The sequence below is a fragment of the Stenotrophomonas maltophilia group sp. msm1 genome, from assembly GCF_032025805.1.
Lineage (GTDB): Bacteria > Pseudomonadota > Gammaproteobacteria > Xanthomonadales > Xanthomonadaceae > Stenotrophomonas > Stenotrophomonas hibiscicola.
Genome location: NZ_JAVSKH010000001.1, coordinates 181,788 through 194,039, shown reverse-complemented (window position 1 = coordinate 194,039; position 12,252 = coordinate 181,788). Strand labels below are relative to the sequence as shown.

Genomic DNA, 12,252 nt, shown 5'->3' with positions numbered 1-12,252 from the left:
GCGGACCGTTGGTCCGCACACCTTGCCCCTCATCCACGCATGGCGTGGATCTACTTCTTCGCAGCGGCCTTCTTGACGGCTTTCCTCGCCGGGGCCTTCTTTGCGGCGGCCTTCTTCACCGCCTTCTTTGCCGGCGCCTTCTTGGCAGCAGCCTTCTTCGGCGCCGCTTCCTTCTTCACTGCCGCCTTCTTGGCCGGTGCCTTTTTCGCTGCCGCCTTCTTGGCGCCGAAGCCCTTGCGCACCGGCTTGCCGGTTTCTTCCATCAGCTGCTGCACTTCGGCCAGGGTCAGCGATGCCGGCTCGCGGTCCTTGGGGATCTTGCCGTTCATCTTGCCGTCGCTGATATACGGGCCGAAGCGGCCGTTCAGCACCTGGATGTCGCTGCCCTCGAATTCCTTGATGATCCGGTTGCGCGCGATCTCTTCCTTCTCTTCGATCAGGAACACGGCACGGGCCAGGTCGATGGTGTACGGGTCGTCTTCCTTCTTCAGCGAGGCGTAGGTGCTGCCACGCTTGGCGAACGGCCCGAAGCGGCCAATCCCGACGCTGACCGGCTCGCCCTTGTCCTCACCCAGCGCGCGCGGCATCAGGAACAGCTCCAGCGCGTCTTCCAAGGAGATGGTGTGCATCGACTGGCCAGGGCGCAGCGAGGCGAACTTCGGCTTCTCCTCGGCGTCCTCGGCGGTGCTGCCGATGGCGGCATACGGCCCGAAGCGGCCCAGACGCACGCTGACCGGCTTGCCTGTCTTCGGATCGGTGCCAAGCTCGCGCGCGCCACTGGCCTCGGCGCGGTCGACCGATTCCTTCTTGTCTTCCACCAGTTCCTTGAACGGCTCCCAGAAGCGAGCCATCAGCGGAATCCACTCTTCTTCGCCACGCGAAACGGCATCAAGCTCGTCTTCGAGCTTGGCCGTGAAGTCGTAGTCCACGTACTGGGTGAAGTGGCTGGACAGGAACTTGGACACCGCGCGGCCGACGTCGGACGGGCGGAAGCTGCGGCCTTCCATTTCCACGTACTTGCGGAACAGCAGGGTCTGGATGATCGAGGCGTAGGTCGAGGGACGACCGATGCCGTACTCTTCCAGCGCCTTCACCAGCGCCGCTTCGGTGTAGCGCGGCGGCGGCTGGGTGAAATGCTGTTCGGCCTGGATGCGTTCCAGCGGCACGCGGTCGCCCGGCTTCATCGCCGGCAGCTTGCGGCCTTCGTCCTCGTCCTCGGCGCTCTTGCTGTCCTTGCCTTCCTCGTACACGGCCAGGAAGCCGGGCATCACCACCGTGGTGCCGCTGGCACGGAACACGTGCTCGCTGCCGGCCGACAGGTCGACGCTGACGGTATTGAGCGTGGCCGGGATCATCTGGCAGGCGACGGCGCGCTTCCAGATCAGTTCGTACAGGCGGCGCTCGTCGTCGGTGAGGAAGCGTGCGACCTGGGCCGGGGTGCGCAGGACCGAGGTCGGGCGCACCGCTTCGTGCGCTTCCTGGGCGTTCTTCGACTTGGTCTGGTAGGTGTTGGGCTGGTCCGGCAGCGAGGCGATGCCGTAGTCGCGGGCGATCACGTCGCGGATTTCCGCCAGCGCGTCCTGCGACAGGTTCACCGAGTCGGTACGCATGTACGAAATCAGGCCGACGGTGCCTTCGTCGCCGATGGCCACGCCCTCATACAGCTTCTGCGCAACCTGCATGGTCTTGCGGGTAGTGAAGCCGAGCTTGCGCGAGGCTTCCTGCTGCAGGGTGGAGGTGGTGAACGGTGGCGCGGGACGGCGCTTGCGCTCCTTGCTGGCCACGTCGGTGACATGCAACGAGCCCTGCGCGGCCTGCTGGATACGCAGGCGGGCGGCTTCGGCGGTGTCACCGTCGGTGATGGTGAACTGCTCGAACTTCTGCCCGTCCAGCTTGACCAGCTTGGCGTTGAAGTGCTGCGACGGGTGCGCGCATTCGGCCGCGATCGACCAGTATTCGCGGGCGACGAAGGCTTCGATCTCTTCCTCGCGCTCGACGATCATGCGCAGCGCCGGGCTCTGCACGCGGCCTGCGGACAGGCCGCGCTGGACCTTGCGCCACAGCACCGGCGACAGGTTGAAGCCGACCAGGTAGTCCAGCGCGCGGCGCGCCTGCTGGGCATCGACCAGGTCGCTGGCGATCGCGCGCGGCTGGCTGATCGCTTCCTTGATGGCGCGCGGGGTGATCTCGGTGAACACCACGCGCTGCATCGGCTTGTCCTTGACCAGCCCGCGTTCCTTCAGGATCTCGGCGATGTGCCAGCTGATCGCTTCACCTTCGCGATCCGGGTCGGTTGCCAGCAGGATGTCGTCGGCACCCTTGGCGGCCTTGGCGATCGCATCGACATGCTTTTCGTTCTTGTCGATCACGTCGTAGTGCATGGCGAACCCGTTGTCCGGGTCGACCGCGCCTTCCTTCGGGATCAGGTCACGCACATGCCCATACGAGGCCAGGACGGTGTAGTCCTTGCCGAGGTATTTGTTGATCGTCTTGGCCTTGGCTGGCGATTCGACGATGAGCAGGTGCTTGGGCATGTCGGGAGAGGTCTGTGGGCGGACCGGGAGAAGGGGCCGCTAGGGTGGAGCAAACGGCCGCATTAGTGAAGCGGCCACGGGCAAATCCATAAACTGAACGCCCGGTAATGTGCCGGGCGTTCAGGTTTCACCTTATTAGAGGAATCACGCCCGGCCGGCCCGTGTCAAGCAGCCAGGCGTGAGGATGGCCGTTCACGAGGCCATCTTGGCGATGAAGCCTACCGCGAACACCAGCAGGGCCAGGCCGACCAGAGACAGCAGGCCGGTCAGCACGAGCACCAGTACGGTTACCGTGCCCAGCTCCCGGCGCTGCAGCTGCGGCTGGTCGGTGTAGGCCCAGCGGTCGACCACGAGGGTGTCGCAGACCATGTCGTGCAGGCCCTGCTTGCGTTCGGTGAAGGCGGCCATCAGGAAACCGATGCCGAGCGTGAAGCTGCTCAGCAGCATGGCCCAGTAGCGACCAAATGCGCGGGCCTTGGTCAGGCGTTCGCCGTTGCCGTGCACCACCTTGATACCGACTGCCATCTTGCCCAGCGTGGCGCCGCCCTGCGAGGCATGGAACCAGGTGTAGTAGGCCATGCCGATGCCGAGGTTGATCAGGGCACTGGCCAGCTGGGCAACGATCTCGATGGCCGATTCGCCGCTGCCCACCGCGCCCATGCTGGCGCCGAGTATCGCACCAAGAATGGCACCGATGATGCTGCCGGGGACGACCAGCACGAAGTAATCGATCATGTAGGCCGCCACACGCTTCCAGAAGCCTGCGTAGACCACTTCACCGCCAACCACCGGCTGCGCGTGGCCACCGCTGCTGGTGGCCGCTGGAGCGCTGTAAGGCGAGCTGCTGAGCGCGCCGGTGCCGGGCAGCGGTGCGGTGCCGCTGTCGATGGCGGCGTAGTCGCTGCGCAGGTCGAACCCGCCGCTGCTGCTGGCAGCGCTGGCATCGGCCAGCGTCTGCAGGCCGAGCTCGTCGACCATCTGCCGCAGCGCAGCCCACTGGGCCATGCCCTCCCGCCAGACCAGGGTGTCCAGGTTGAGCTGGCCGCGCTGGAAGCGCTGGCGGATCTCCTGGACCGGCAGCGGGCCCTGGCGTTGCTGTCCTTCGGCGTAGTACCACTCAGTCATTGCATGTTCCCTGTTGAATCATCCTTGGAGGTGCTGGCGTGCGCGCGGTTCAGCCGCGGCACGACGGCGGCAGGTACTTGTCGTTGCTCTCGCCGCTGCATTCCCAGCGGCCGCTGTCGCGATCGTATTCCAGCCACAGCAGATCGCCATCGAGGCTCTTGCCGGGCAGCGCCAGGGTGGCTTCGATGCCGCAGTGGCCGTTGTTGAAGCGACCGATGTTCACCGCTGACAGCCCTGCATGGGCGAAATCACCCGGGGCCGGGAAGCCGGCGTCGTTGCCACCCGGGCAGCGGCCTTCGTCATCGGCGAAATGCTGCACCTGGTCCTTCAGCGGCTGCAGTGCGGTCACTGCGCCGGCGACCTTGGCGCGAAGGGTGTAGTCGTTGTAGGCGGGCAGCGCGATGGCGGCCAGGATGGCCACGATCGGTACCAGCACCAGCAGCAGGCCGCCGCCGATGATGGCGGTCAGGGCGCAGCCGGACAGCTTCTTCTTCGGCGTCGGCAGGGCGCTGGCCGCTGCGCTGGTGGCGTAGGGCGTGGACGGTGGCAGCACCGGTGGCTGCGGCGGAGGCGGTGCTGCCGGCTCCGGTTCGGGTTCCACGGGCGGTGCAGCGGCGTCCAGCGCCGGCACGATCAGGCCGAGCTCGTCGACCACGGTGCGCAACGGCTGCCATTGCGGCAGGCCGTCGCGCCAGACCAGGGTGTCCAGGGAGATCTGGTTGTTGCGGAACAACTCGACCAACTGTTCCGCCGGCAGCGGGCCTTGCTGCCGGTTGCCTTCTGCATGGAACCACTCGCTCACGGGGACGCTCCTGAATGCGCTATGCCCCCAAGTGTACGGTCAGTGCAGGGGTTCTGGCTCGTCCATGAACATCTGCGTCTCCATCCAGGCATACGCCGCCTCGGAGCCGGGCTGGTTGAACAGCACCATCAGCACAACCCACTTCAGGTCGTCCAGGTCCAGTTCGTCCTGGTCCAGGGCCATTGCCCGGTCCAGCACCAGCTCGCGCTGGTCGGCATCGAGGATGCCGTGCTGTTCCAGGTACAGCAGGAACCCGCGGCATTCCACGTCCAGCTTGTCCAGCTCGGGGCCGTGGTACACGCGCACGGGGCCATCGACCCGAGCCTGGGCCACGCTCGGCCGCTGCGCGGCCAGGGCATCGAGCCAGTCGAACGCCTTGTTGATCTCGGTTGGGCTGAAACCGGCCTGGATCAGGCCGTTCTGGAGCGAATCGCGGTCACGGATCAGGTCCGCATCTTCGCTGAAATAGTGTTCAAACAGGTACAGCAGTACATCCAGGATGCTCTCTTTCATTGCCCCTCGGCCTGCGTCGCGCGACGCTGTGGAGGTGAAGAAACTAGGGAGTTCGACAGTAGCGGCCGTGTACGCACACCACGATTCCCGCCAGTTCCATGGCCAGCAGCATGGAGGACACCTGGGGCGCCGTCAATCCACAGCGTGTGATCAGTGAATCCATACTGCTTGGGTTGTGCTCCAGCGCCCGCCACAAGCACTGGTAGTCAGGGTCGTCGGCCCAGTGCGCCGGCAGGCGTGCGGGCGGTGCCTGTTCAGTGGGGGTGGCCAGCCGTGATTGCAAGCCCGGCAGCTGCTGGCGGAGGGCGGGGGCCAGCAGTTCGAGGACCTCCTCCGGGCGCTCGACCAGTGCGGCACCCTCGCGGATCAGCCTGTGGCAGCCCGCAGCGCGCGGATTGAGCACCGAGCCGGGCAGGGCGCAGACCTCGCGGCCGGCCTCGGCGGCCAGGCGTGCGGTGATCAGGGCACCCGAGCGTTGGGCGGCCTCGACCACCACCGTGGCCAGGGCCAGCCCGGCTACCAGCCGGTTGCGGGCAGGAAAGTGGCCGGGGCGTGCGGGCGTGCCGGGCAGGTACTCGCTGAGCACCACGCCTTCGGCGGCGATGCGCGCCTGCAGCCGGGCGTGGCTGTCCGGATAGGCGCGGTCCGGTCCGGTGCCGATCACCGCCACGGTGCAGCCCCCCGCGTCCAGCGTGGCCTGGTGGGCGGCGGCATCGATGCCCGCCGCCAGGCCGCTGGTCACCGCCAGCCCGGCGTCGACGAAGCAGCCGGCAAACCGGGCTGCCAGCGCGCGTCCGCCCGGCGTTGGCGAGCGGCTGCCGACCAGCGCAACCGATGGGCGCCAGGCCCGGCTGGGGTCGCCGGCGATGAACAGCGCAAGGGGGGGATTGGGGACATCCAGCAGGGGCGGGGGGAAGGTCGGATCGGTGAAGGCCAGCAGGTGCTGGTTGTCGTCTTCCAGCCAGCGCCGTGCCACGGCCAAGGCCCGGGCGTCGGGGCGGTCCAGTGCGGCGCACTGCTCTGGCGTGCAACCGTGCGCGCGCCAGTTCGCGGCACCCTGCGCGATCGCGATTTCCGCCCTGCCTGCGGCCTGCAGCAGGGCCCGCCGTGGTGCCAGCGCGCCGCCTGCCATCAACAGGCGCAGCAGCGCCTCGTCAGCTTGGTTGGTCATCCCCCCACTATCGAGCGCATGCAACAAAGGCGCCCTAGGGCGCCTTCGCATGTGGCTGTCAGACTTTGCCGGAGACCGCCCCTGTAGAGTCGACTGTCAGTCGACTACCGCGCGCAGCGCGGGCGCTTTCGGGGGGCGGTGAAGAGCAGTCGACTAACAGTCGACTCTACCGCGCATCCGGGTGCAGTGCGTTGTATCCCACGCGCACCGGCTTCACGCCCTGCATCACCAGTGCGTAGCTGACGTTGTCGAAGGTACGGAACACCATGGCGTGTGCGGCGTATTCGTCCGGCAGCGAGACGCGGCCGGCGCCGGTGCTGAGCGAATCATCCATGCGCGAGGAGTTCGGGTACTTCATGCGGTGCGCCACGTGGCGGCCCGGGCGCCACAGCGAGAACACGGTGCCGTTGTCCACGCCCTGCGCGCGGCCTGCGGAGATCGCGATCACGTCGCGCGGCCCACCAGCGGTGAACATGTCGGCAACGGCCAGCACGCGCACGTCGACGCCCTCGACACCGGCGGCCGGGACATGGGGGATGAACTGCAGGTCGTAGGGCCTGGCCTCGACGGGGACCAGGCGGTCGCCCGCACGTACCTCGCGGCCGCCCTCGTTCTTGTCCAGCACCAGGGTGGACGCCTCGACCTTGCCGCCGGCGACATGGGTGATGGTGCCGGTGGCGACCTGGGCCAGCTCATAGCCGAGCACGCCGCGGCGGTGGTTGGGGGCGTTGTAGGCCCGCCACAGGTTGCCGCTGCCCGGGGTGACGTCGCCGTTGGCGGTCAGGTCCTCGGTCGGCTTGGGCTGGGCATAGCGCACGGTCGGGCGGACCACGGCCCAGCGCTGGCCCAGCTGGGCGTCGGCCAGGCGTACGTACACCGCGCTGCCGCTGGTGACGCGCAGGCGTTCTTCCTCCAGGCCGGCCACGTAGGGCAGTTGCTCGATGCTGTCGACCACGCTCAGCTGCTTCAGGAACGGCTCGACCTGGGCCAGCGGAATGGCATCGATCGGGGCTTCCTGGCGCGGGCCGGGCTTGGCAGCGACGGTCACCCGGTCCAGATAGGCCAGGCTGAGCACGTCACCGGGATAGATCAGGTGCGGATTGGCGATCTGCGGATTGGCCTGCCAGATCTCCGGCCACAGCCACGGCTTCTGCAGGAAACGTGCGGCGATATCCCACAACGTATCCCCTTTTCGGACCACATAGGTGTCCGGGTGCCCGCCATTCACTTCCACGGCGGTAGCATAGGCAGCCACGGTCAGCATCGCCGCGGCGACGACCGTACGAAAACGAAGCAACATAGGTGTGAAGCCCTGATTCCCCAACAGGTTCGCGCACTATAGTCCAGAAACCGGGGCGCAAGGCAAGCGTTGGAGCTAGAATCTGCGACGTATGCCGGCGTGCCGGCCCCCTATCCGGAAACAGCCATGGCCCTTCTCCCCATTCTCGAGTTCCCCGATCCGCGCCTGCGTACCAAGGCTGCGTTGATCGAAGCCGCCGAAGTCACCACGCCGGCCTTCCAGGAACTGATCGACAACATGTTCCAGACCATGTACGACGCCCCGGGCATCGGCCTGGCCGCCACCCAGGTGGACGTGCACAAGCGCTTCATGGTCATCGACGTCAGCGAAGAAAAGAATGAACCGCATGTGTTCATCAACCCGGAGATCGTCGCCAAGGACGGGGGCCGGGTGTACCAGGAAGGCTGCCTGTCGGTTCCGGGCATCTTCGCTGACGTCACCCGTGCCGATACCATCACCGTGAAATACCTGGACCGCAACGGCCAGGAACAGCAGATGGAAGCCGGCGAATTGCTGGCCACCTGCATCCAGCATGAGATGGATCACCTGGACGGCAAGCTGTTCATCGACTATCTGTCGCCGCTCAAGCGCGAGATGGTGCGCAAGAAGCTGGCCAAGCAGCGCAAGCACGTGGCGTGATCGCCAATCCGGGCCACCCTTCGGGTGGCCCGCGCCTGCGCGGCACGCGCGGGCTGTACGGCGCCGGCCGACGGCGCCGTTTTCTTTCCTGCACGAATCCATCCTGCAAGTGGGGTAGCCATGAGGATTGTCTTTGCCGGTACGCCGGAATTCGCGGTGTCATCGCTGCGCGCGGCTGCGCGCCATCATGAGGTCGTGGCCGTCTACACCCAGCCTGATCGTCCGGCCGGCCGTGGCCGTGGCCTGGCGCCGTCGCCGGTCAAGCTGGAAGCCGTGGCCCGTGGCATTCCGGTCTACCAGCCGGAGTCGCTGAAGGACGCGGCCGCCCAGCAGCAGCTGCGCGACCTGCAGCCGGATCTGATGGTGGTAGTGGCCTATGGCCTGATCCTGCCCAAGGCGGTGCTGGCCATTCCGACCCACGGCTGCTGGAACGTGCATGCCTCGCTGCTGCCGCGCTGGCGCGGTGCCGCGCCGATCCAGCGCGCGATCCAGGCCGGCGACGCCAAGACCGGCGTCTGCCTGATGCAGATGGAGGCCGGCCTGGACACCGGCCCGGTGCTGCTGCACCAGGAACTGCCGATCGCGGCCACCGATACCGGTGGCCAGCTGCATGACAAGCTGGCCGAGCTGGGCGCACAGGTGCTGTCCGATGGCCTGGGCCTGCTGCGCGCGGGCATCAAGCCGATCGCGCGGCCGCAGCCGGAACAGGGCGTGACGTATGCGCACAAGCTGGACAAGGCCGAAGCCAGGCTGGACTGGGCGCAGGACGCCGGCGCGCTGGCGCGTACCGTGCGCGCGTTCAATCCGTGGCCGATCGCCGAGGCAACGCTGGCCGGCGAACGCGTGCGCATCCATGGCGCGGTGGCACTGGAGGCAGACCACGGCCAGGCGCCGGGCACGGTGCTGGCCGCCGGCCGTGATGGCATCGACATCGCCTGTGCCCAGGGCGCACTGCGCCTGCGTGTACTGCAGCGGGAAGGTGGCAAGGCGATTACTGCGGCCGACTACCTCAACGCCCGCCGCGATCTGCGCGTGGGAGCATAAGCGGTGTCGAAGCAGAACGATTTCTCCGTCGCCAAGGCGGCGCCGGGAGCGGCCACGCGCATGCTGGCCGCACGCGTGCTGGCACAGGTGTTCACCCGTGGCCGGTCGCTGAAGGCCGAACTGGCCTGGGCGCTGCCGAAGCTGGCCGACAGCCGCGACCGCGCGCTGCTGGAAGCGCTGTGCTTCGCCGTCCTGCGTCGTCGCAGCACCTATGACGCGGCGCTGCAGTCGTGGATGCAGAAGCCGCTGTCGGCGCGTGATGCAGACCTGCGCACGCTGCTGATGGTCGGGTTCGCCCAGCTGGACGTGCTCGAGCTGCCGGCGCACGCGGCGCTGTCGGCCACGGTCGATGCCGCGCGTGCCCTGGGTCGTGAGCGCCAGGCGGGCCTGGTCAATGCGATCCTGCGCCGCGCGCAGCGCGAAGGTTTCCCGGAACAGCCTGCGCGCGATGCCTTCCCGGCGTGGCTGGCCGATGCCGTCGAGCGCGACTGGCCGGCCCAGGCCGAGGCGATCTTTGCCGCCAGCCTGCAGCCGGCGCCGTTGTGGTTGCGCGCCAACCGCCAGCAGGGCGGCCGCGACAAGGCACTGGCGACGCTGGCCGAAGCTGGCATTACCGCGCAAGCCAGTCCGCTCAGCGCCGACGCGTTGCGCCTGGCCTCGCCGGTTGCCGTGAATCAGCTGCCCGGCTTCGCCGAAGGCGCCATCTCGGTGCAGGACCTGTCGGCGCAGTGTGCGGCCGACGCGCTGGCCCCGGCGGCCGGTGCCCGCGTTCTGGACGCCTGTGCGGCCCCCGGTGGCAAGTCGGCGCACCTGCTGGAGCGCGACCCCGGCCTGCGCCTGCTGGCGCTGGATATCGACGTGCGCCGCCTGGCCCGTGCACGTGACACCTACGTTCGCACTGGCGTGGGCGAGCATGCGCAGACCCTGGCTGCCGATGCCAGTGATCCGGGTGCCTGGTGGGATGGCGTGCCGTTCGACGCGATCCTGCTCGATGCCCCGTGCTCGGCTACCGGCGTGATCCGGCGGCAGCCGGATGTGATGTTCCACCGACGTGCCGAGGATATCGATGCGCTGGTCGGTGTGCAGGCCCGCCTGCTGGAGGCCTGCTGGTCGATGCTGCGTCCGGGCGGCGTGCTGCTGTATGCCACCTGCTCGATCCTGCGTGCGGAGAACATCGACCAGGTGCGGGCGTTCCTGAAATGGCACCCGGACGCGGTGGCAGAGCCGCTGGATGACCGATTCGGCCTGGACTGCGAGGGAATCGCGCGCCAGCGACTGCCGGGTGACAGCGATGCTGACGGATTCTTTTACGCGCGTCTGCTAAAAACAGCCTGACCCCCGCTGACGTTCCGAGTCCCATGCTGAATTCCCGCGCGTCGCGCGAGACGTGGTTGTTCGTGGCGATGGCCCTGCTGCTGCTGGGGGCCGGGCTGGGCCTTCGTGATCCGTGGCCATCGGACGAGCCGCGCTTTGCGCTGGTGGCCAAGCAGATGGTCGACAGCGGCCACTGGCTGTTCCCGCACCGCGGTACCGAGTTGTATTCGGACAAGCCGCCGATGCTGATGTGGTGGCAGGCTACGCTGTACGGCCTGGTCGGGCAGTGGCGCGTGGCCTTCCTGCTGCCGTCGCTGCTGGCGGCACTGGGTACGCTGTGGTGCGTGGTCGACCTCGGGCGGCGGCTGTGGACACGGCGGGTGGGGCTTTACGCCGGCTGGGCGCTGCTGTTCGCGCTGCAGTTCACCTTCCAGGCGAAGAAGGCGCAGATCGATCCACTGCTGCTGCTGTTCATCACCCTGGCCAACTACGGCCTGCTGCGCCACCTGTTGCTGGGACCAGGCTGGCGCTGGTGGTGGCTGGGCTGGTTCTTCGCTGGCATCGGCGTGATCACCAAGGGCGTGGGCATGCTGGCGCTGCTGATGATCGTGCCGGCGGTGACCGCTGCGGTACTGCAATGGCCACGGGTGGCACTGCACGCGCGCGATGCCCGCTTCTGGCTGGCGCCGCTGGCCTTCCTGCTGGCGGTGTCGTTGTGGCTGGCGCCGATGCTGCTGGCCGGTTTTGCCACCGGTTCGGACGAGTACCGCGCGTACATGGACGACATCCTGTTCCAGCAGACGGCGCGTCGCTATACGCACTCGTGGGACCACCACCAGCCCTGGTGGTACTTCCTGGCGATCATGCCGTCGATGTGGATCCCCGCGTTCCTGCTGCTGCCGTGGGCGCTTCCGGCTTGGTTGCGGCGGCTGCGCCGGCGCGATCCGCGCTATCTGCTGCCGCTGTCCTGGTGGTTGATGGTGGTGCTGTTCTTCTCGATCCCCGACGGCAAGCGCGATGTCTACATCCTGCCGGCGCTGCCGATGTTCTGCCTGGCGCTGGCGCCGTTGCTGCCGGGGCTGCTGAAGCGGCGCGATGTGCAGGCCGTGGTGGGAGTGTTCACCGGCCTGCTGTCACTGGGCCTGGTCCTGGCTGGCGCGATGGCGGTGCTGGGCGACCCGGCCTTCGAGCTGCGCCTGACCCACAGCCGCGGACTGGCGCCCGGCGCCGTCGACGCGCTGGCCTGGACGATCCTGGCGATGGGCGTGTGGGGCGCATTGAGCCTGCTGGCCTGCGGTCGTCGCCGGCATCTGGCGCTGGTGTCGACCCTGGCGATGGTCTGGGTGCTGTACAGCCTGGTCGGCTACCCGCTGCTGAACGATTCCAGTTCCGCCCGCGGCCTGATGCGCACGGTTGGTACACGGCTGGGCCCGGATGCCGAGCTTGGGCTGGTGGCCTGGAAGGAGCAGCATCTGCTGTTGGCCGACCGCCCCGCAGCGACCTTCGGTTTCGAGTCGGACTGGGACGAGCAGCTGATTGCGGCCACGCGCTGGCAGCGGCTTGCGCCCGAACGCCGTTGGTTGCTGGTCCACGAGTACGCAATGCTGTCGTGCGTCGACCGCAGCCGCTCTGAACTGGCCGGCGTAGCCAACCGGCGGCGCTGGTGGCTGGTGCCGGCGGCGGCGGTGAAGGTGCCCTGCGTGGGCACCGCAGCGGAGCGGGAACGTGAACGGCGTCTGCAGGAACATGACTAGTCTCCCCCTTCCTGCTTGTCCAGTCTGTCCAAGCGGGGCCAAAGGCAGTAAAACAG

10 protein-coding genes are annotated in these 12,252 nt (G+C 67.8%); 4 read left to right on the top strand and 6 right to left on the bottom strand.

The features are described 5' to 3' along the window. Positions 1-50 precede the first annotated feature (50 nt). The 6 genes from ROV95_RS00860 to ROV95_RS00835 form a co-directional block, all read right to left on the bottom strand. Positions 51-2,534, bottom strand: a complete 2,484-nt coding sequence (locus tag ROV95_RS00860; RefSeq protein WP_312542290.1) for a DNA topoisomerase I — start codon at positions 2,532-2,534, stop codon at positions 51-53. A gap of 192 nt (positions 2,535-2,726) precedes the next feature. Further along, entirely contained in the window at positions 2,727-3,659 is a 933-nt protein-coding gene (locus ROV95_RS00855; protein ID WP_312542288.1) for an RDD family protein, read from the bottom strand. A 49-nt stretch (positions 3,660-3,708) separates the two neighbouring features. Then, a complete protein-coding gene (locus tag ROV95_RS00850) occupies positions 3,709-4,461 on the bottom strand; it encodes a pilin (RefSeq protein ID WP_021203235.1) in 753 nt (250 codons plus the stop codon). Between the two features lie 39 nt (positions 4,462-4,500). Continuing rightward, on the bottom strand, positions 4,501-4,974 hold the full coding sequence (locus ROV95_RS00845) for a DUF494 family protein (protein WP_005411195.1): 474 nt from the start codon (positions 4,972-4,974) through the stop codon (positions 4,501-4,503). 43 nt (positions 4,975-5,017) lie between these two features. Further along, positions 5,018-6,145, bottom strand: a complete 1,128-nt coding sequence (dprA, locus tag ROV95_RS00840; protein ID WP_134735064.1) for a DNA-processing protein DprA — start codon at positions 6,143-6,145, stop codon at positions 5,018-5,020. Positions 6,146-6,311: 166 nt separating this feature from the next. After that, positions 6,312-7,445 (bottom strand): LysM peptidoglycan-binding domain-containing protein, encoded by a 1,134-nt coding sequence (locus ROV95_RS00835; RefSeq protein ID WP_058978742.1) that lies wholly within the window; start codon positions 7,443-7,445, stop codon positions 6,312-6,314. 126 nt (positions 7,446-7,571) lie between these two features. Between ROV95_RS00835 and def the strand changes: the two genes are divergently transcribed. The 4 genes from def to ROV95_RS00815 all read left to right on the top strand — a co-directional run bounded on the left by def (position 7,572) and on the right by ROV95_RS00815 (position 12,196). Continuing rightward, a complete protein-coding gene (gene def / locus ROV95_RS00830; RefSeq protein WP_312542285.1) occupies positions 7,572-8,084 on the top strand; it encodes a peptide deformylase in 513 nt (170 codons plus the stop codon). A gap of 120 nt (positions 8,085-8,204) precedes the next feature. Continuing rightward, complete coding sequence (fmt, locus tag ROV95_RS00825) at positions 8,205-9,128, top strand: methionyl-tRNA formyltransferase (protein WP_312542283.1); 924 nt, start codon at positions 8,205-8,207, stop codon at positions 9,126-9,128. A gap of 3 nt (positions 9,129-9,131) precedes the next feature. Next, the gene (gene rsmB, locus ROV95_RS00820; protein ID WP_312542281.1) at positions 9,132-10,463 is read left to right on the top strand and encodes a 16S rRNA (cytosine(967)-C(5))-methyltransferase RsmB; all 1,332 of its coding nucleotides are present in this window, start codon (positions 9,132-9,134) and stop codon (positions 10,461-10,463) included. A 23-nt stretch (positions 10,464-10,486) separates the two neighbouring features. After that, positions 10,487-12,196, top strand: a complete 1,710-nt coding sequence (locus ROV95_RS00815; RefSeq protein ID WP_312542278.1) for a glycosyltransferase family 39 protein — start codon at positions 10,487-10,489, stop codon at positions 12,194-12,196. Positions 12,197-12,252: the final 56 nt, after the last annotated feature.